The 18910-nt window shown below is 71.7% G+C and carries 16 protein-coding genes; 5 read left to right on the forward strand and 11 right to left on the reverse strand.

Features of this window, described 5'->3' with window-relative positions; translation table 11 throughout:
• Positions 1 to 131: 131 nt before the first annotated feature.
• From KGA66_RS16175 to mgrA, 3 genes are read right to left on the reverse strand one after another with little or no spacing between them, the layout of a single operon-like run.
• The gene (locus tag KGA66_RS16175; protein ID WP_312886938.1) at positions 132 to 1160 is read right to left on the reverse strand and encodes a threonine aldolase family protein; all 1029 of its coding nucleotides are present in this window, start codon (positions 1158 to 1160) and stop codon (positions 132 to 134) included.
• Positions 1157 to 2509: a class II 3-deoxy-7-phosphoheptulonate synthase gene (locus KGA66_RS16180; protein WP_211468955.1), complete on the reverse strand. Its 1353-nt coding sequence runs from the start codon at positions 2507 to 2509 to the stop codon at positions 1157 to 1159. Before KGA66_RS16180 ends, KGA66_RS16175 begins: the two co-directional genes overlap by 4 nt.
• Before the next feature lie 47 nt (positions 2510 to 2556).
• Positions 2557 to 3591, reverse strand: a complete 1035-nt coding sequence (gene mgrA, locus KGA66_RS16185) for an L-glyceraldehyde 3-phosphate reductase (protein WP_211468956.1) — start codon at positions 3589 to 3591, stop codon at positions 2557 to 2559.
• A gap of 479 nt (positions 3592 to 4070) precedes the next feature.
• On the opposite strand from mgrA, the gene KGA66_RS16190 reads away from it, so the two are divergent.
• Positions 4071 to 5930: an anthranilate synthase family protein gene (locus KGA66_RS16190; RefSeq protein ID WP_211468957.1), complete on the forward strand. Its 1860-nt coding sequence runs from the start codon at positions 4071 to 4073 to the stop codon at positions 5928 to 5930.
• 16 nt (positions 5931 to 5946) lie between these two features.
• Here the strand turns inward: KGA66_RS16190 and KGA66_RS16195 are convergent, their stop codons facing one another.
• Positions 5947 to 7083, reverse strand: coding sequence for an ROK family transcriptional regulator (locus KGA66_RS16195; protein ID WP_211468958.1), 1137 nt, complete (start codon positions 7081 to 7083; stop codon positions 5947 to 5949).
• Between the two features lie 181 nt (positions 7084 to 7264).
• Complete coding sequence (locus tag KGA66_RS16200; protein WP_211468959.1) at positions 7265 to 8290, reverse strand: 6-phosphofructokinase; 1026 nt, start codon at positions 8288 to 8290, stop codon at positions 7265 to 7267.
• Between the two features lie 398 nt (positions 8291 to 8688).
• Between KGA66_RS16200 and KGA66_RS16205 the strand changes: the two genes are divergently transcribed.
• Positions 8689 to 9309 (forward strand): GTP cyclohydrolase II, encoded by a 621-nt coding sequence (locus KGA66_RS16205; protein ID WP_211468960.1) that lies wholly within the window; start codon positions 8689 to 8691, stop codon positions 9307 to 9309.
• Positions 9310 to 9379: 70 nt separating this feature from the next.
• Here KGA66_RS16205 and KGA66_RS16210 read toward each other — a convergent pair whose 3' ends face one another.
• Positions 9380 to 10108 carry a lysophospholipid acyltransferase family protein gene (locus KGA66_RS16210; RefSeq protein WP_246507945.1) on the reverse strand — a complete coding sequence of 243 codons (729 nt, stop codon included), beginning with the start codon at positions 10106 to 10108 and terminating at the stop codon, positions 9380 to 9382.
• A 197-nt stretch (positions 10109 to 10305) separates the two neighbouring features.
• On the opposite strand from KGA66_RS16210, the gene KGA66_RS16215 reads away from it, so the two are divergent.
• Positions 10306 to 10929 (forward strand): hypothetical protein, encoded by a 624-nt coding sequence (locus KGA66_RS16215; protein WP_211468961.1) that lies wholly within the window; start codon positions 10306 to 10308, stop codon positions 10927 to 10929.
• A 39-nt stretch (positions 10930 to 10968) separates the two neighbouring features.
• On the opposite strand, the gene KGA66_RS16220 is transcribed toward KGA66_RS16215, so the two are convergent.
• The 4 genes from KGA66_RS16220 to KGA66_RS16235 are packed head-to-tail and all read right to left on the reverse strand — an operon-like array spanning position 10969 to position 14157.
• A complete protein-coding gene (locus KGA66_RS16220) occupies positions 10969 to 11910 on the reverse strand; it encodes an ROK family glucokinase (RefSeq protein WP_211468962.1) in 942 nt (313 codons plus the stop codon).
• A gap of 51 nt (positions 11911 to 11961) precedes the next feature.
• On the reverse strand, positions 11962 to 12330 hold the full coding sequence (locus KGA66_RS31640) for a DUF5304 family protein (RefSeq protein ID WP_211468963.1): 369 nt from the start codon (positions 12328 to 12330) through the stop codon (positions 11962 to 11964).
• On the reverse strand, positions 12327 to 13667 hold the full coding sequence (locus KGA66_RS16230; protein WP_211468964.1) for an ArsA family ATPase: 1341 nt from the start codon (positions 13665 to 13667) through the stop codon (positions 12327 to 12329). Before KGA66_RS16230 ends, KGA66_RS31640 begins: the two co-directional genes overlap by 4 nt.
• 40 nt (positions 13668 to 13707) lie before the next feature.
• Positions 13708 to 14157: an SRPBCC family protein gene (locus KGA66_RS16235; protein ID WP_211468965.1), complete on the reverse strand. Its 450-nt coding sequence runs from the start codon at positions 14155 to 14157 to the stop codon at positions 13708 to 13710.
• Positions 14158 to 14441: 284 nt separating this feature from the next.
• Here KGA66_RS16235 and KGA66_RS16240 point away from each other — a divergent pair, with 284 nt between their 5' ends.
• Positions 14442 to 16274, forward strand: coding sequence for an AMP-dependent synthetase/ligase (locus tag KGA66_RS16240; protein WP_211468966.1), 1833 nt, complete (start codon positions 14442 to 14444; stop codon positions 16272 to 16274).
• An 81-nt stretch (positions 16275 to 16355) separates the two neighbouring features.
• Here the strand turns inward: KGA66_RS16240 and KGA66_RS16245 are convergent, their stop codons facing one another.
• The gene (locus tag KGA66_RS16245) at positions 16356 to 17510 is read right to left on the reverse strand and encodes a glycosyltransferase family 4 protein (RefSeq protein ID WP_211468967.1); all 1155 of its coding nucleotides are present in this window, start codon (positions 17508 to 17510) and stop codon (positions 16356 to 16358) included.
• Between the two features lie 35 nt (positions 17511 to 17545).
• On the opposite strand from KGA66_RS16245, the gene KGA66_RS16250 reads away from it, so the two are divergent.
• The coding region (locus tag KGA66_RS16250; protein WP_211468968.1) for a glycosyltransferase family 87 protein at positions 17546 to 18910 on the forward strand (1365 nt) is incomplete at its 3' end.

Here is an 18910-nt window from a genome sequence, read left to right on the forward strand (position 1 = left end):
ACCACTGGCGAGCCGGACTGTTGCAAGGGGACGGTATCCGTATAGCAGGGCTCTATCAACAGCCGCGAATCGCGGCCAATCCGGACGGTCTGGGACCATCCGGGCTGGTGGGCTCGGCGATTGACACGCGGTCACGCGACGTGCGCGAGCACCTGCGCCGCCGCCACGCAATCCTTCTCGGTGACGTCGAGATGCGTCACCAAACGCAGCAACGCGGGCCCGAAGGCCGAAATCCGCACATTCCGCCGCGCGGCGCGCGCGGCCAGCGCGGGGGCGTCCGGGACGTCGACGAGCACGATGTTGGTCTGCGGGTCGCGGACGGAAAGGCCCGCCTCCCGCAGTGCCGCGGCGAGCAGCCGCGCGTTGGCGTGGTCCTCCGCGAGGCGGTCCACGTGATGATCGAGTGCGTAGATACCCGCCGCGGCCAGCATGCCCGCCTGCCGCCAGCCTCCGCCCAGCCGGTGCCGCATCAGCACGGCCTGGGCGCGCTGCTGCGGCTTGAGCAGCGCGACCGACCCGACCGGAGCTCCCAGTCCCTTGGACAGGCACACCGACATCGTGTCGGCGACCGCTCCGTACTCGCGCAGCGGCGTGCCGGTCGCCACGTGCGCGTTCCAGATGCGCGCACCGTCGATGTGCACTGAGACGCCGCGCTCGTCCGCGATCGCCCGGATCGCCCGCAGACGCTCGATGGTGTAGACGCTGCCGCCGCCGCGGTTGTGCGTGTTCTCCAGTTCGACCGCGCCGGTGCCGAGGGTGTGCGGCAGGTGCGGGCGGATCAGGCGGCTGACGTCCTCGGGCGTGAGCAGCCCGTCGGGAGTCAGGGCCGTGCGGGTCTGGATGCCGCCGTGCCAGGCCAGGCCCGCGTCCTCGTGGGCGAGGATGTGCGCGTCGGCGTCGGCGACCAGCTCGCTCCCGGCGGGCAGCTGCATCCGCAGCGCGATGTGGTTGGCCATCACGCCGGTGGGCACGAACAGCGCGGCCTCGAAGCCGAACAGGTCGGCCACCTTGGCTTCGAGGGCCGCGACGGTCGGGTCCTCGCCGTAGACGTCGTCGCCGACCTCGGCCTGGGCGATCGCGGCGCGCATCGCCAAGGTCGGCTTGGTGACGGTGTCGCTGCGCAGGTCGATCGGGTCCCAGCGCTCGTCGTCGATCGTCACACCGCGCTCCGGTACATCTCCGCCACCAGGAACGCCAGGTCGAGCGCCTGGGAGCGGTTCAGCCGCGGGTCGCAGGCCGACTCGTAGCGGGTGGCCAGGTCGCCGAACGCGATCTCGTGGCCACCGCCGACGCACTCGGTCACGTCGTCCCCGGTCAGTTCCATGTGGATGCCGCCGGGGTGCGTGCCGAGCGCCCTGTGCACCTCGAAGAAGCCCTTGACCTCGTCGAGCACGTCGTCGAAGCGGCGGGTCTTGTGCCCGCTGGGCGCCTCGAAGGTGTTGCCGTGCATCGGGTCGCAGATCCAGGCGACCTGGTGCCCCTCCGCGGTGACCTTCTCCACCAGCGCGGGCAGCTTGTCGCGGATGACCCCGGCGCCCATCCGGATGATGAAGGTGAGCCGGCCGGGTTCGCGCTGCGGGCTGAGCCGGTTGAGGTAGGCGAGGGCGTCGTCGGGCGTGGTGCTCGGCCCGAGCTTGATGCCGATCGGGTTGCTGATCTTGGAGAAGTACTCCAGGTGCGCGCCGTCGAGATCGCGGGTGCGCTCGCCGATCCACACGAAGTGCGCGGAGGTGTTGTACAGACTGCCGGTGCGCGAGTCCGTGCGCGTGAGCGCGGCCTCGTATTCGAGCAGCAGGCCCTCGTGCGAGGAGAAGAACTCGACGGTGCGCGTCTCCTCCGGGTCGACCCCGCAGGCGCGCATGAAGTCCAGCGCGCGCTGGATCTCGGACGCGAGCATCTCGTACCGCTTGCCCGAGGGCGAGGAGGCCACGAAGTCGCGGTTCCAGGCGTGCACCTGGTGCAGATCCGCGTAGCCGCCGGTGGTGAACGCGCGCACCAGGTTGAGCGTCGCGGAGGAGGAGTGGTACATGCGCACCATCCGCCACGGGTCCGGCACGCGGGACTCGGCGGTGAACTCGAAGCCGTTGACCGAGTCGCCGCGGTAGGCCGGCAGCGTGATCCCGTCGCGGGTCTCAGTGTCCTTCGAACGCGGCTTGCCGTACTGGCCGGCGATGCGGCCGATCTTGACCACCGGGACCGAGCCGGCGTAGGTGAGCACCGCGGCCATCTGAAGCAGCGTCTTGAGCTTGTTGCGGATGGCGTCGGCGGTCACGCCTTCGAAGGTCTCGGCGCAGTCGCCGCCCTGCAGGACGAACGCCTCGCCCCGGGCGACCTGCGCGAGGCGGTCCTTGAGCAGGTCGCACTCGCCGGCGAAGACGAGGGGCGGATACGAACGCAGTTCGGCGACGGCGGTCTGCAGCGCCGCCGGGTCCGGCCACTGGGGTTGCTGCTTCGCGGGTCGGGCGCGCCAGGTTTCCGCGGCGGCGTTCTCGGTGCGGTTCGTATCCACCCCTCAAGGCTACGGGACGGCCGCGCGGGCGGTATTCCCCATTCCGGTCAGCGAGACATCCCGCCGCCCAGAACCCGGTCGATCACCGCCAGTTCATCCGTCGTGAGGGCGGGGCCGGCAAGCGCGGCGACGTTGCCCTCCAGTTGCGCGACCGACGAGGCGCCGATGATCGCGGACGTCATCCGGGTGTCCCGCAGCACCCAGGTCAGCGCGAGCTGGGCCAGGCTCTGGCCCCGGCCGGCGGCCAGCTCGCTGAGCTGCTTGACCTGGCTCATCACCGCGTCGGTGAGGGCATCGGGGCGCAGGAAGTGCCCGACGGAGGCGCGCGAGCCCTCGGGCACGCCGCCGAGGTAGCGGTCGGTCAGCACGCCCTGCGCGAGCGGGGAGAAGCAGATGCAGCCGGCACCGACGCCTTCGAGCGTGTCGAGCAGGCCGTTCTCCACCGCGCCGCGGTTGAGCATCGAGTAGGGCGGCTGGTGGATCAGCAGCGGGGTGCCCAGATCGCGCAGGACGGCGGCGGCCCGGCGGGTGCGCTCCGGGTCGTAGTTGGAGATCCCGGCGTACAGGGCCTTGCCGGACCGCACCGCCCGGTCCAGCGCGCCCATGGTCTCTTCCAGCGGCGTCTCGGGGTCGGGGCGATGATGGTAGAAGATGTCGACGTAGTCCAGGCCGGTGCGCTTGAGCGACTGGTCGAGCGAGCCGAGCACGTACTTGCGGCCGCCGGAGTCGCCGTACGGGCCGGGCCACATGTCGTAGCCGGCCTTGGTGGAGATGACGAGTTCGTCCCGGTACGGGCGCAGGTCCTGCGCGAACAGGCGGCCGAAGTTCGCCTCGGCGCTGCCGTAGGGCGGGCCGTAGTTGTTGGCCAGGTCGAAGTGCGTGACGCCGAGGTCGAAGGCTCGGCGCAGCACTGCCCGCTGGGTTTCACGCGGCTTGGTGTCGCCGAAGTTGTGCCACAGGCCGAGCGAGATCGCGGGCAGCTTGAGGCCGCTGCGTCCGCTGCGCCGGTACTCCATCGCCTCGTAGCGGCCAGGCGCGGGGGCGAACGCGGGGATGCCGGTCGGATGGCTCTCGGATGTCATTGTCGGTCCCTCGGTCCCTCGGTCTCGGGTACAGCCGGGGATCTTACGAGGGCGTGGCACGCCGCGCTCGAGAAGTAGCGTCGGATCAGCGGTGCGGTGCGTCTCGCACCGGCATGTGGTCGGCGCCCCCGCGGGCCTCGGCGCCCGGCTCCCGGCCCCTCGGCCTTTCGGCCTTTCGGCGCACGGCTACGTCACGGCGACGTCCGTGGCCGACCGCACCTGCGCTACGCCTGCGGTCGTGATCCTGGTGGCCTCATCCCTGCTGCCGCGAGAGTCATCGGCTGCTACAGTTACCGCCATGTCTCGCGCAGCCCTTACACACTCGAACCAGTGGTGGTCCGCCGTATCGGCGGACATCTAGGGCTCGCGCACTTCACGACTCGCGAACCGGCCGCCGAACAGGCGGCCGGTTCGCTGTCTCTGGCGGGCGTCCCGGTCCGCCCGGTCGGCGGTCGGTCCTCACCGAAAGGCCGGAGGCCATGGACGAGACCGCCCCGCTGGATCTGACTCCCCCGTTCGCCCTGCTGCGCCGCGAAGGCCGGGAACGCGTGGAACTGCTGCGCGGCGAGCTGGTGAGCGTCGCGCGACTCGCGGACCTGCCCGCGGCGGCGCAGCTGGCGCTCGTGCCGTATCGGCAGCTGCGCGAGCGCGGCGACGCCTGCCACGACGACGGCGCGCCGCTGCTGACGCTGCTGGTCCGCGAACGCGTCGAGCTCGACGCCGACCAGCTGCCCGAGACCGCGGCCCCGCGGGTGCGCGACGGGGGATTCGACGTCTGCGACGACGACTACGCGCGCGCGGTCAAGGCGGTGCTGGAGGAGGAGATCGCCCGCGGCGAGGGGGCGAACTTCGTGCTGCGCCGCACCTTCGTCGGGTACTGCGACGATGTGACCGCGACCGCGTTGGGCGCGTTCCGCAGACTGCTGACGGACGAACGCGGCGCCTACTGGACCTTCCTGGTGCACACCGGAGAGCGCATCCTGGTCGCGGCCACCCCGGAGCGGCACGTGTCCGTGTACGACGGCGTCGCGGTGATGAACCCGATCAGCGGGACGCTGCGCATGCCGCCGGCACAGGCCACCGCGGAGCAGGTGCTCGCCTTCCTCGCCGACCCGAAGGAACGCGACGAGCTGGCGATGGTCGTCGACGAGGAGCTCAAGATGCTCGCCGAGGTCGGCGGGCACGGCCGCGTCACCGGGCCGTTCCTCAAGGAGATGCGCAACCTGGCGCACACCGAGTACTACATCAGGGCACGGACGAGCATGGACGTACGGCGGGTGTTGCGCGAGACGATGTTCGCGCCGACCGCCACCGGCTCGCCCATCCGCAACGCGTTCCGGGTGATCCGACGCCACGAGACCGGCGGCCGCGGCTACTACGCCGGCGTCGCCGCGCTGATCGGCGCGGATGAGCGCGGGCAGCAGACCATGGACGCCTCGCTGCTGCTGCGCGTGGCTTATCTGGACCCCGCGGACGGCTCGGTGCGCATCCCCGTCGGCGCGACCCTCGTGCGCGGCTCGGATCCCTACGAGGAGGTGCGCGAGACACACGCCAAGGCGGCGGGCGTGCTGCGGGCGTTCGGCGTCGAAACGGGCGCGGCCGAGCCGGGCGAGGACGGAACGCAGGCCGACGGAGCGCGCCGGTGGGCCGACGACCCGCGGGTGACTGCGGCGCTCGCCGCACGCAACGAGACACTCGCCCCGTTCTGGCTGCGTGAGCACGGCCCCGAGGCGTTCGTCGCACCACATCTCAAGGGCCGCACGGTGCTGATCGTCGACAACGAGGACGCGTTCACCTCGATGCTGGCCGTGCAGTTGCGCGCGCTCGGGCTGACCGTCACGCGCACGCCGTCCGCCGCGGTGGACGGCACCGCCGGATATGAGGCACACGACGGGCTCGACGGCTTCGACCTCGTCGTGCTCGGCCCCGGCCCGGGCGACCCGCGCGACCTGGCCCTGCCGAAGGTGCGCACCGGCAGAGTGCTGCTTCAGCGCCTGTTCGCGCGGCGCCGGCCGGTGCTCGGGGTGTGCCTGGGGCACCAGCTGCTGTGCGCCGCGCTCGGCCTCGAACTGGTCCGGCGCGCCGAACCCAATCAGGGCACACAGGTGCGGGTGGACCTGTTCGGGCGCGGCGAGCTGGTCGGGTTCTACAACTCCTTCGCCGCGCTGGCCCCGCGGGTCGCGCCGCCGGGGCTTGAGTTCGCGACCCTGCCCGGCTCGCGCGAGATCGTGGCGCTGCGCGGGCCGCAGTACGCGGGCGTGCAGTTCCACGCCGAGTCCGTCTTCAGCACCGACGGGCTCGGGATCCTGCGGCGGGAGGTCACCCGGCTGCTCGCTTGAGCTTGGGATATGAGGCTCACGGCCACAGCGCGGCCCGGGCGCGGTCGAGGGCGGTGGCCACGGCCCCGGTGAGGATCGGGTTGCCGGGCACCGCCGTCGTCCGCACGCTCGTCGGCACCGGGCACACCGCGGCCAGCCGCCGCTCGACGGCGGCGGCCAGCAGCGCGCCGCCGGCCCGGCCGAGCTCCCCGCCGAGCACGACCAGGCCCGGGTCCACCACGAGCGCGAACGCCGCGGCGCCCAGGGCGATACGCGCGGACAGTTCAGCGCGGAACGCGGGGTGTTCGAACGCGTCGGGCGCGACGCCGTGCGCGTCGGCGAGCCGGGCGACGGCGGCGGGGCCGACCAGGTCGAACAGGCCGCCGGTGCAGTCGGTGCGGCCGACCTGCGGCCCGGCGCCGGGCACGGCCAGGAAACCCAGCTCCCCCGCGCCACCAGAGGCTCCGCGCCGCAGCACCCCGTCCAGGATCAGGCTCGCACCCACACCGGCCGTTCCGAGCCACAGCAGACCGAAGGAGTCGGATCCCCGAGGACCGATCACCCGGTGCTCGGCGATCCCGGCGAGATTGACCTCGTTGTCCAGAGTGACCGCGGCCGCGTCCAAGCCGGTGCGTTCACGTACCGCATGGGCCAGTTCGGCGTGCCAGCCGGCTTCGGCGGCGACCGGCCGCACTCTCCCGCTGACCGGGTTGATCAGGCCCGGCACGCCGATGCTGACCGAGTGCAGTGGGCCGCTCTCGCCGCCGCGCACCGCTTCGGCCAGCGCCGCGGTGACCGTGTCGAGCGCGGCGGCAGCGGGCGTACCGGACGGGATGGCCGCGGCTCGTTCGGCGACGGCGCGCCCGGTCAGGTCGATGACGGCCAGGTACACGATGTCCGTGCGCGCGTCGATGCCCGCGACGCAGGCACGACGGCCCGCCAGGGCGTAGAGCCGGGCGTTCGGTCCGCGCCGGTCCGCGCCGATCTCGCCGATCTGTTCGATCAGGCCGGCGCTGCCGAGGCGGCCGAGCAGTTCGGTGACGGTGGGGCGGGCCAGCCCGGTGGACTCCTGCAGTTGCCCGGCGGTCAGTGCGCCGCGTGCGGCGAACAGGGCCAGGGCCGCGCGGTCGTTGATGGCGCGAGCGGTCTGGGGCGTCGCGGGGTGCGGAGGCATCGGGGTAAGTATCGCAGCGTTGAATAAGGCACGGCGGCGCGCTCCGTGTACGGGAGCGGCGCCGCCGCGTCAGAGGACTCTCGAACCGGTTTCGCAGACCACATACCCGGCGGGTACGGCGTTCGGCGCCTCGCCGGGCCGCCGCCCGCCCGCGCAGTCCGTGCCGGATGGCCGATTCGGCTCAGCCGAACAGGACCTTGGCCTCCTCGTAGAGGGACTTCGGCACGGTCTTGAGCTCGGTGGTCGCCGCGGACAGCGGGACGCGCACGATGTCAACGCCGTTGAGCGCGACCATCTTGCCCCAGTCGCCGTCGTGCACCGCGTCGATCGCGTGCAGGCCGAAGCGGGTGGCCAGCCAGCGGTCGCGCGGAGTCGGGGTGCCGCCGCGCTGCACGTGGCCGAGGACCGTGGTGCGCGCCTCCTTGCCGGTGCGCTTCTCGATCTCCTTGGCCAGCGCCTCGCCGATGCCGCCGAGCCGCACGTGCCCGAAGGCGTCGAGCTCGTGCGAGACCAGCGCCTCGGCGCCGTCCGTCGGGGTGGCTCCCTCGGAGACCACCACGATGGGCGCGTACTCGCTCTTGAACCGGGACTCGATCCAGGCGCACACCTGGTCCAGGTCGAACTTCTCCTCCGGGATCAGGATCACGTTCGCGCCGCCGGCCATGCCGGAGTGCATCGCGATCCAGCCCGCGTGCCGGCCCATGACCTCGACGATCAGCACCCGATGGTGGGACTCGGCGGTGGTGTGCAGCCGGTCGATCGCCTCGGTGGCGATGGTCACCGCGGTGTCGAAGCCGAAGGTGTAGTCGGTGGCGTTCAGGTCGTTGTCGATGGTCTTCGGAACGCCGACGACGTGTACGCCCTCCTCGGTGAGCTTGGTGGCCACACCGAGGGTGTCCTCGCCGCCGATGGCGACCAGTGCGTCCACGCCGAGCTCGGCGAGGTTCGCCTTGATCCGCTCGACGCCGCCCTCGACCTTGATCGGGTTGGTGCGGGAGGAACCGAGGATGGTGCCGCCGCGCGGCAGGATGCCCCGGACCGCCTTGACGTCAAGCTCTCGGGTCAGGCCCTCCAGCGGACCGCGCCAACCGTCGCGGAACCCGACGAACTCGTAGCCGTACCGCTGTACACCCTTGCGGACCACGGCTCGGATGACCGCGTTCAGACCCGGGCAGTCGCCACCGCCGGTCAGGACTCCGACGCGCATTTCTATCCCTTCAGCAACCGTTTGTCGAGGTGGGAGCCGCCGCACCGGCTCGTCGTGTCGAGGGTGTGGGCCCCCGCTTTGCCGCGGCCAATGCGCCGCGCATGGCTTACTTGGGGTGCTGGGCGCCGTTGCCCCGCCGCCGCCCCCGGCCGATTCGGGCAGGGCTGTGCGGCGTTCGACCTCGGGGTCAAACCTACCGGTTACTCGCCGGTCGGTTTACCCCGGTTCGCATCGCGGACGGGTGACGGCCGTGTGAACTTCGCGCACATGCGCGGCGACCGAGCGCGGCCGCGCGAGCCGGGCCGCCGGAACGGGAATTTCCCCAGACGTCCCGCCCGTTCTTCAGTCGCGAATGAACGATCAAATACACCGCTTCCCTCGGGTCACGGGAGTCATCGATGAGCGAGCAGGCGACGGTTCGTACGAACGTACGCATCCCGTTGAAGTTCGGCGACGGGTACCACACGGATGCGCAGGTCTTCACCTTCGACGGGCTCGTCGACGGACAGGAGCACGTGGCGCTCGCGCTCGGCCGATATACCGAGGCTGAGGTGCCACTTGTGCGGTTACATTCCGAATGCCTGACCGGTGACGTGTTCGGTTCCGCGCGCTGCGACTGCGGTCCGCAGCTGCGCGACGCCGTCGAACAGATCACGAAGGTCGGCGGCTATCTGATCTACCTGCGCCAGGAGGGCCGCGGGATCGGCCTCTACAACAAGCTCGACGCCTACGCGCTCCAGGATCAGGGCTTGAACACGTACGAGGCGAATGAGGCACTGGGCCTGCCCTCCGACGGCCGCGACTACACCGCGGCGGCGCAGATCCTGCACGCGCTCGGCGCGCCGGAGATCCGGTTGCTGTCCAACAATCCGGACAAGGCCAGGCAGCTGACGCTGCGTGGGATCGCGGTTCGGGACAAGGTGCCGACCGGGGTGTTCGTCACCGCCTCGAACCTGCGCTACCTCCAGGCCAAGGTCGCGGTGACCGGGCACTTGATCGCGCTGAACTCCGCCGCGTAACGCAGGGCCCGTTCACCGGCCGGCGCTCATCGCGCTCTCAGTGGGCATCTTCAGGACGGATAGACGTTCGTCAAGACGCCCTGTCGGCCTTGACGGTGGAGGCGTAGACATCGACGTATTCGTTCCCGGTCATCTGCGCCAGCGCGAGCATGATCTCGTCGGTTACCGCCCGCAGCACGGCACGCTCGGCCTCGGTGCCGGCCAGCGCATCCCAGGCGGCACCGTCGAGGCCGGTGTAGCGCGAGAAGTCCAGCGGCCGTCCGAACACGACGCGCACCTTCCCGCTGGGATGGCGCGAGGGTACCGGCACGCGGCGGCCGGTCGGCTGGACCCGGTCGGTGCCGAAGACGGCGCACGGCACCACCGGGCAACGAGCGGAGAGCGCTATGCGGGCGACGCCGGTACGGCCCTTGTACAGCCGTCCGTCCGGGCTGCGGGTGCCCTCCGGGTACATGCCGACCACTTCGCCGTCGGCCAGCAGCCGCAGCGCCGTGCTCAGCGCCGGGTCGGCGGCCGCGGCGTTGGAGCGGTCGATCGGGATCGAGCCGACGCCGCGGAAGAAGAACGCGGAGAGGCGTCCCCTGACCCCGTGTCCGGTGAAGTACTCCGCCTTCGCCAGGAATTTCACCGGGCGCGGTGCGGCCAGCGGCATGAACAGCGAATCGGAGAAGGACTGGTGGTTGGCCACCAGCAGCGCGGGCCCCTCGGCCGGGAAGTGCTCGACGCCGCGCACGCGCGGCCGGAAACCGAGGCGAAGCGCCGGGCCGAGCAGCGTCGATTTGAGCAGGCCGTACAACATAGAACCGCCGCACCTCCCGGCATCGTCCATCACTGCGGGAGTCGGAGTGTACCGACAGCGCATCCGCCGCGGCGCGCCGTGCCTCGCCGAATGTCGAAGTACCCGCTTTGGCTGTACGTGAACGCGTGCGGCGTGGGACGATGCCCCGGTGGAGGCGCACACGTGAGGCGGACCGAACTCGAGGCGGGAGCTCCGCGATGACCACAGGCGACATGGACCGTCCGGGCGAGGGCGAACGGCCGGGCGCGGTGGACGACGCGGTCTGGACGGAACTGGTCGCGGCATTCCACGCCAGCACGGCGGACCAGCCCGGCCGGTGGCCGGACGCGGAAAACCTACCGGGTGCGGGGCCGCGGCCGCACGGCGGGGACGGCGCGCAGAGCGGTATGGCGGGCACCGGCGCGGGGCCGGGACCCGGCTTCAACGCGACGCCCGCGACGCCGTCCCGAGTGGTGCGCCCGGCGTCGCGCCCCGGGCAGGAGCAGCCACCTTCGGCGCCTCCCGCGGTCACGTGGACGGCCCCCGGCCCACGCGACTGGGATTCCGCGCCGGAGCCGGCCGAGGACGGCTACACCCCGCCTCCCCCGCCGCCGCTGCCCGAACTGGGTATGGTCACCAAGGCGGCGTGGATCGCGGGCCTCGGCGGCCCCTCGTATCTCACGCTGGCCACCCTGCTGCACTGGCAGACCCCGCAGTGGGCGGCGCTGCTGTGCGTGGTCGCCGGCGTGCTCGGATTCGCTTACCTGGTCACCCGTTTGAAGGATCGTCCGGGCGGCGGGGACGACGATCCGGACGATCCCACCTACGGCGCCGTCCTGTGACCGCGCGTGCCGCCGCGCCGACCGCTTCCTGACCGGCCGTCAGCGCAGGCGGGCCAGGTCCGCGGCACCGATCAGCCCGGCGTCCGGGCCGAGAGTGGCGGTGACGACCTGCGCGAACGGCCGGTCGCCGGTGCCGGCCAGCGCGACGTGGTAGCGCTCACGCGTCGGGGCGGTCAGGATCTCACCCGCGTCGGACACCCCGCCGGCCACGACGAAGACCTCCGGGTCGAGGATCGAGGCCAGATCCGCCATGGACTGGCCGAGCCAGTGCCCGATCTGCGCGAAGGCCTCCAGCGCGACCGGATCCCCCTTGCGTGCGGCCTCGGTGATGTGCGCGCCGACGATCCCTTCCGGGGTGCCGTCGCCGAGGGCGAGCACGATCTGCGCCCGTTCCGGGTCGCTCTTCGCGTTCTCCTTCACGTACCGTGTCAGGGCACTGCCTGAGGCGTACTGCTCAAGGCAGCCCTTCTGGCCACAGCCGCAGGGACGACCGTCGGGCACGACGCGGTAATGGCCGAACTCGGCGCCTATGCCGAAATGCCCGCGGAACAGATCGCCGTTCAGCACGATGCCGCCGCCGACGCCGGTGCCGACGGTGTACAGCACCACGTTGGGGCGTCCGGCTCCGGCTCCGAAGCGGGCCTCGCCCCACGCCGCCGCGTTCGCGTCGTTCTCCACCACCACGGGCAGGTCGATCAGCGCCTCTATACGGGCCTTGAGCGGCTCGTCGTGCCAGGACATGTTGGGAGCGACCAGCACGGTGGCCCGGTCCGCGCTGATGAAGCCGGCCGCGCCGAGGCCGATCGCCTCGACCGGGTAGTCCTTGCGCACGCTCTGGGCTGCCTGCGCGATCGCCGCGGCGGTCTGCGCCGAGTCGCGAGGCGTCGGGATCTTGACCCGGTCCAGGATCGCGCCGGTCTCGTCTACCACACCGGCCAGGATCTTCGTGCCGCCGATGTCGACGCCGATCGTCAGTCCCATGGTCCCCTCACTCCGCCCTTTCCACACTGCCCGGCTCGCCGTTCGGCCCTGCTAGCTGTCCTGCGGGCCGTCGCGGCCGTCTTCCGGGCTCTCCTCGCCGCCGCCGGTCCACCGCCGCTCGGCGCCGCGGACGAGCGCGCGCAGCGCCGCCGCGAGCTCCGTGCCCGCCATGGTGAGATGCCCGGCCGCTTCCGGGTAGTTGCGCACGAGAGGGTCGACGAACTGCTCGCGGACCGAGTCCCACAGACGCCGCGCTTCCTCACCGAGCGTCCCCGGATCATCCCGTACCGGCTCAGTCCGCGTCCAGTCGGCGTCCGAAGCGTCCGGGGCGGAGGGGCGCGCGGCAGGAGTCAGTTCGACGACGGGGATCTCCTCGCCGTCGTCCTCGCGACGTTCGGCGTCCTCGGGCTGCTCGGTCACGGCTGGCCTCCTGCTGGTGACGGGGCGTCGGCGGCGGGCCCGGCCGGCTGTGGCCACAGGTCGGGATCGGGCACGAAACGGATGTTGAGGGACTGGTCGCGCAGGACGGCCCCGGCCACCCGGCAGCGGCGCAGCACCGGCTCCAGCGGCAGGGTTCTCCGATGCGCGCCCGCGGTCAGGATCAGGTCGTCGCCGCGGCGCACCAGCCCGAGTCCGCGCCGGTCGGCCGCGGGCAGCGGCACGATCAGGGTGTATCCGCCCTCGGTCTGCGTCAGCGACGGGGCGGGCGGGGCGACGGCCGGCCCCAGACCGTCTCCCGCGCCGTAGGCCGCGGCCGCGACCACGGCGAGTTCTTCCAGGCCGAGCGGTTCGCAGGGCCGGTACGGCACCTCGTGCACGGGAACGCCGGCGAATGCCTCGGTCAGCCCTTCGGTGGCGATGCGCTGCGCCGCCGCCCAGCCGCGCGACCAGCTGTCCCGGGGCGCTTCGAGGATCTGGCGGTTGATCACCACGCCGTCCAGGCGCAGGCCGTAGAGCGCCAGCGCGGTGCGAGCGGCGCGCAGCCGGGCCAGCGCGACGGTGTCCGGGGTGGCGATCAGGCGCACCGAGGAGAGCGGGTCGGCCAGCACCGCGTGCGCGGTGGCGGCCCTGGTCGCGGCGTCCCTGGCCAGCTCGACCAGGCCGCTCTGCGGCAGCGGCAGCCCGGCGAGGGTGGCCAGGACCGGACGCAGCGCGCGGGCGGCCTGCCCTTCGACCGGCCGCGCCCGCCGCAGCCAGGTCTGCGTGCTGGAGGGTAGGGCGAGCAGCCGCAGGGCGGGGCCGAGCGGCGGCCCGTCGACCACTACGAGGTCCCAGGCGCCGCCGACGACCGCCGTGGTGATCTCGTGCAGGGCGAGCGGATCGGCGGCTCCGGGCGGAGCGGACAGCTCGGCGGCGTCTGGCACGGTGACGCCGAAAGTTTCAAGCGCGGTGCGGAACCGGGCCGCGGCCTTGCCGTACCACTCCTCGAAGGCGGGCTGGGCGGCGAAGCGCTGCGCGAAGAGCAGGTCGTCGATCTGGGTGGGCACGGTGCCGACGTGGTGGTCCAGGATCGCCGGCAGATCGTCCGCGTCGTTGTCCGGGCCGAGGGCGCCGAGCGAGAGGATCAGGGTACGCAGACCCCGCTGTGCGCCGTGGGCCGCGGTCGCGGCGGCGACCGTGGTCACACCGCTGCCGCCCTTGCCGGTGCAGAACACCAGCCGGGTAGCGCGGGCCAGCGGCTCGACCGGCGGCGGCTGGGCAGACTGCTGCGGCGTCGGGTTCCGGGCCGCATCGATCCCGGTGGGTGTGGTCTCCATGGCTGTCGGCGTTCCGCGTCTTCTCGTCCTAGGGCCCGTGTTACCGGACCGTGGATTCGACGCGCTTCTTCAGGCCGGCCAGCGCGCGGTCGATGATGACCTTCTCGATCTTGGTCTTCATCATGCCGAACAACGGGATCTTCGCGTCCACCGCGAGGGTGTACTCGACGCTGGTCGCATCGCTGCCCTCCACGGGCGTCAGGACGTAGGAACCCTCCAGCGCGCGCAGCATGTCGCCCTCGACGAGGGTCCAGTGCACGGCGTGGTCTCCGTCGAAGGTGTAGTCCAGCACCTGGCGGTCGCGCAGCGCGCCCGCGTCGATGGAAAGGCGCACCCGGGCGGCGCGGCCGGATCCGGGATCCTTTTCCAGCACCTCGGCCTGCTTGACCTCGCCGGTCCACTCGGGGTAGGCGGGCAGGTCCGCGATGACCGCCATGATGTCGGCCGCCGGCGCGCCGATCTGGATGGAGGCTCTGGTCCGGTCCGCCATCGCCCTGCCTTTCTACCCCGGCCGGCCATGCCCCCGGCTCCGCTCGGTTCAGGGTACCGCGCCGGAGACGGGCGAAGGAGGGAATGGCCGGCAGCCTGTGGATAACGCCGGAACACTAGCTACTCGCCGGTAATGAGATGTACCTTCGGTGCTGGAGCCGTGGTGTCGACTGCGGCGACGGGCGGCTTACCCGTAGCCTTCGGGGAACCGGCCGCGCCGACCCTGCAACACCAGCACAGGCCGACAAGCACACACCAATCTGTCCGTAGTACGAGGAGCCGCGCGTGCGCGAGTTCAGTGTTGCACCGTTGTACGAGGTTCCCGCCGGGGCCGATCTCACCGACATCGTGCACCGCAACGCCGGGGAGGCGCCCGCCAAGGCGGTGCTCGGCCGCAAGGTCGACGGCGTCTGGCGGGACGTCACGGCCGGCGAGTTCCTCGACGAGGTCACCGCGGTGGCCCGAGGGCTGGTCGCGCTCGGCGTCGGGGCCGGCGACCGCGTCGCGATCATGTCCCGTACCCGGTACGAGTGGTCGCTGCTGGACTTCGCGGTCTTCGAGGCCGGCGGGGTCGTGGTGCCGATCTACGAGACCTCCTCGGCCGAACAGGTCGCCTGGATCCTGGCCGACTCCGGCGCGGTGGCCGCGTTCACCGAGACCGCGCAGAACACCGCGCTCGTCGAATCGGTGCGGGCCCAGGCCGCGGACCTCAAGCACGTGTGGCAGATCGACTCTTCCACCGACATACCGTCCGGGGCCCTGGCGCTGCTCGCCGCAGCGGGGACGGACGTGCCGGCGGCGACGCTCGCGCAGCGGCGCGGGACGCTGGGCCCGGACTCGGTCGCCACGATCATCTACACCTCGGGCACCACCGGCCGGCCCAAGGGCTGCGTCCTGTCGCACGGCAATATGCTGTTCGAGGCCTGCAACGCGGTGGCTTTCCTCGACAAGCTCTTCCACGGCGAGGGAGAGCACCCCGAACCCTCGACGCTGCTGTTCCTGCCGATGGCGCACGTGTTCGCGCGGATAATCCACATCGGCGCGATCCATGCGCAGGCCAAGCTCGGGCACTGCTCGGACGTGAAGAACGTGGTCGAGGAGCTCGGCTCGTTCAAGCCGACGTTCATCCTGTCCGTGCCGCGGGTCTTCGAGAAGGTCTACAACTCCGCCAGCCTCAAGGCCCATTCCGAGGGCACGGGCAAGGGCAAGATCTTCGACGCCGCGGCGCAGACCGCCATCGCCTGGTCGGAGGCGCACGAGGCCGGGAAGGTCCCGTTCGCCCTGAACCTGAAGCACGCCGTGTTCGACCGGTTGGTGTACGGCAAGCTGCGCGCGGCGCTCGGCGGGCGCACGACGGCCGCCATATCGGGCGGCGCGCCCCTCGGCGCCCGGCTCACCCACTTCTTCCGCGGCGCGGGCCTGTTCGTGTGCGAGGGCTACGGCCTGACCGAGACTGCGCCGGCGGTGGCGGTCAACCCGTACCCGAACGCGAAGGCCGGCACCGTCGGCCCGCCGCTGCCGGGCACCACGATCCGCATCGCCGAGGACGGCGAGATCGAGATCAAGGGCGAGCAGGTCTTCCGGGGCTACTGGAACAACGAGGAGGCGACGCGGGAGGTCTTCACCGCGGACGGCTACTTCAAGACCGGGGACCTGGGCCGGCTGGACGACGACGGCTACCTGTCGATCACCGGGCGCAAGAAGGAGATACTGGTCACGGCGGGCGGCAAGAACGTCGCTCCGGCGGTGCTGGAGGACCGGCTCAACGCGCACCCGCTGATCAGCCAGACCATGGTCGTCGGCGACAAGCAGCCGTTCATCGCGGCGCTGGTGACCCTCGACGCCGAGGCGCTGCCCGACTGGCTGGGACTGCACGGCCGGGACAAGGACACCCCGCTGGAGCAGCTGGCCGGGGACCCGGCGGTGCTGCAGGAGATCGAGGAGGCGGTGGCCTCCGCGAACCAGGCGGTCTCCAAGGCCGAGTCCATCCGCAAGTTCGTGGTGCTGCCCACCGAGTGGACCATCGAGGGCGGCCAGATCACCCCGTCGATGAAGATCAAGCGCAACGTGATCGCGCACGAGTGCGCGGGCGAGATCGACAAGCTGTACGCGAAGTAGAGGCGCCCGCAGGGCGCAGTACGGCGCAGTGCAGCAACCGGTTCCAGGCGGCCGGCGGCGACAAGCCGCCGGCCGCCGGCGTTAGCGCGCGTCGAGCAGAGCGCGGAATCGCTCACGGATGCTGGACCACTGCCAGCGCCGCTCGACCCAGCAGCGGCCGGCTTCTCCGAGCTTGACTGCCAGCGCCGGATCGGCGAGCAGCCGGGCGACGCCGCGCGCGGTCCGGTCGACGTCGCGGCCGGGCACGACAAAGCCGGTCTCCCCCTCGATCACCGCATCGGGAGCGCCGCCGGAATCCCCGGCGAGGACCGGCAGCCCGGTGGCGGAGGCTTCGAGATACACGATGCCCAGCCCCTCGACGTCGAGGCCGGCGCGGCGGGTACGGCACGGCATCGCGAACACGTCTCCCGCGGCGTAATAGAGCGGCAGGTCCTCCCACGGCAACCGGCCGGCGAACAGGACATCCCGCTCGACGCCCGTCTCACGTGCGATGCGTTCCAGGTCCTTGCGGTACGGCCCCCCGCCGCCGATAAGCAGCATGGCGTCAGGGACCGCGCGCTTGACCGCCGGCCACGCCCGGATCAACGTGTCCTGACCCTTCCGCGGCACCAGACGCGATACGCAGACCGCGACCGGACGGTCCGTCAAGCCGTGAAGCTCGCGCAGCTGCGCCACCTCGGGTGAGGTGCGTAACTCGGGTCTGAACCGGTCCGTGTCCACCCCGGGAGAGAGCTGCTGCATGCGCGCCGCGGCCTGCGGGCTCAAGACCGCGCCGATACGGGTGCGCTGGTATTCGCTCAGGTACGTGATCACGTCCACGCCGTCGCCGATGCGCCGCAGCAAGGTGCGTGCCCCGGGGAGCTGCGCCCATCCGGTCTCATGGCCATGGGTCGTGGCCACCAGGCGGCCGACCCCCGCGCGCCGCAGCGCCGGGGCCATCAGACCCAGCGGGGCGGCCGCACCGAACCACACCGTTTCACAGCCCTCGGCGCGCGCGATCTCGCACGCTCTGCGCGTGCGGCGCGGGTCGGGCAACAGAACAGATGTGTCCTCACGCACCGTGAGATAGGGCCGCTGCGCGTCGTATGCGCGGCACTCGGCGGCTTTCCCGCGCCACGTCGAGGCGTACACCACTACGTCCGAAGGAGTGAATCCATCGACCATCGACTGGACGAACTCCTGGATACCGCCGGGTCGCGGTGGATAGTCGTTGGTAACGACAAGCGTGCGGGGCATGCCGCAACGATCTCAGATCGGAAGCACCGGAGCACATGACGGGCCGCCAGACCGCGACGAGGGCCGTGCCGACGGTTCCGGTCGCCCCGGGCGCAGTGATCACCCGGGAGCGCGTCAGAAGCGCCGCGCTGCCGATGGCGTGCTGGGCGTGGACGCGCGGCGTGCTGCTGTTGTTCACGTACAACGTGGTGCCGTATATCTCGCACGGTGACATCGTCGGGGACGTCAAGACGTACAACCGCTGGTCGCAGTCTCTCGCCGCTGGGCACTACCCGCTGCACGACCCGCAGTGGCAGTACCCACCCGGCGCGGCGATCGTGATCGCGCTGCCGCGCCTCATCCACAGCGGGACCGGGTTGAGCTACTACACCGCGTTCTACGCGATGGCGCTGCTGGCCGACCTGATCACGTTCCTGCTGGTGCTTTACCGGTGCTGGTTCACCGCGCACCGAGGCGACGCGACGCGGACCGACTACACCGGCGCGTGGGCATACGTGGTGGCGATCTTCATGCTTGGGCCCATCGTTTACGGCCGATACGACATCGTGGTGACAATGACCGCCGCGCTCGCGCTCGTCGTGACCACGAGCAAGGCTTCCGGGACCTGGCGGTTGCGCGGCGCGGCGATCGGTACGGGGGCGTTGATGAAGCTGTGGCCCGCCGCGCTCGCGGTCGGGCTGCCTAAGGGCGCAGACGGCCGCAGGGCGGTGCGGTGGGCGGTGCTCGCGGCCGCCGCGCCCACCCTCGCGCTGGCCGCGTTCCTGCCCGGCGCGTTCGGGTTCCTCTCCGGCCAGCAGGACCGTGGCCTGGAGGTCGAGTCGGTGCTGGCCGTTCCGTTCCTGATCGCCCGGCGCTTCGGTTATCCGGGCGTGATCCGGCACCAGTACGGCGCGTTCGAGATCATCGGGCCCGGCGTCGGCACGGCCGCGATCGGCTGCGAACTGTTGACCGTCGCCGGGTTCGCGTGGCTGCTGTGGTGGCGGCGCCGCGCGGACCTGACGCCGCAGCGCTGGTCCGCGGCGCTCTACTACGATGCGGGCCTGGTCGCCGTGTTGGTCGCGATCGTGACCAGCCGGGTGCTCAGCCCGCAGTACCTGGTGTGGGTGGTCGCGTTGATCGCGCTGTGCCTCACCCAGCCGGACAGCGCCCTGCGGGGACCGTGCTGGCTGCTGCTGGCCGCCATCTCCCTCACACAGGCTGAGTTCCCTCTGCTGTTCCCCCGGCTGCTGCACGGCGGCCGGCTGGCGCCCTGGGTCCTGGCCGGGCGCGATCTGATGCTGGTCGTCGCGACGTTGTGGGCGGCGTGGGCGCTGTGGCGCGCGGTGGTGCCGAAGCGTCGCGCCGAGGCACCGGATGAACCGCGCGGAGAGGCCGGAGAGGCCCCGGTCTCGTCCCTGGCC

Origin of the sequence: Actinocrinis puniceicyclus (genome assembly GCF_018283645.1) — a bacterium.
Lineage (GTDB): Bacteria > Actinomycetota > Actinomycetes > Streptomycetales > Catenulisporaceae > Actinocrinis > Actinocrinis puniceicyclus.

Bases quoted from the DNA above. Each gene is read 5' to 3' on its own strand.
- KGA66_RS16220 (WP_211468962.1), bottom strand. From the start codon at position 11,910: ATGGGACTGACGATCGGCGTCGACATCGGCGGCACGAAGATCCTGGCC.
- KGA66_RS16215 (WP_211468961.1), top strand. From the start codon at position 10,306: ATGACCACAGGCGACATGGACCGTCCGGGCGAGGGCGAACGGCCGGGC.
- KGA66_RS16230 (WP_211468964.1), bottom strand. From the start codon at position 13,667: ATGGAGACCACACCCACCGGGATCGATGCGGCCCGGAACCCGACGCCG.
- KGA66_RS16205 (WP_211468960.1), top strand. From the start codon at position 8,689: ATGAGCGAGCAGGCGACGGTTCGTACGAACGTACGCATCCCGTTGAAG.
- KGA66_RS16235 (WP_211468965.1), bottom strand. From the start codon at position 14,157: ATGGCGGACCGGACCAGAGCCTCCATCCAGATCGGCGCGCCGGCGGCC.
- KGA66_RS16200 (WP_211468959.1), bottom strand. From the start codon at position 8,290: ATGCGCGTCGGAGTCCTGACCGGCGGTGGCGACTGCCCGGGTCTGAAC.
- mgrA (WP_211468956.1), bottom strand. From the start codon at position 3,591: ATGACATCCGAGAGCCATCCGACCGGCATCCCCGCGTTCGCCCCCGCG.
- KGA66_RS16195 (WP_211468958.1), bottom strand. From the start codon at position 7,083: ATGCCTCCGCACCCCGCGACGCCCCAGACCGCTCGCGCCATCAACGAC.
- KGA66_RS16245 (WP_211468967.1), bottom strand. From the start codon at position 17,510: ATGCCCCGCACGCTTGTCGTTACCAACGACTATCCACCGCGACCCGGC.
- KGA66_RS16190 (WP_211468957.1), top strand. From the start codon at position 4,071: ATGGACGAGACCGCCCCGCTGGATCTGACTCCCCCGTTCGCCCTGCTG.
- KGA66_RS16210 (WP_246507945.1), bottom strand. From the start codon at position 10,108: ATGTTGTACGGCCTGCTCAAATCGACGCTGCTCGGCCCGGCGCTTCGC.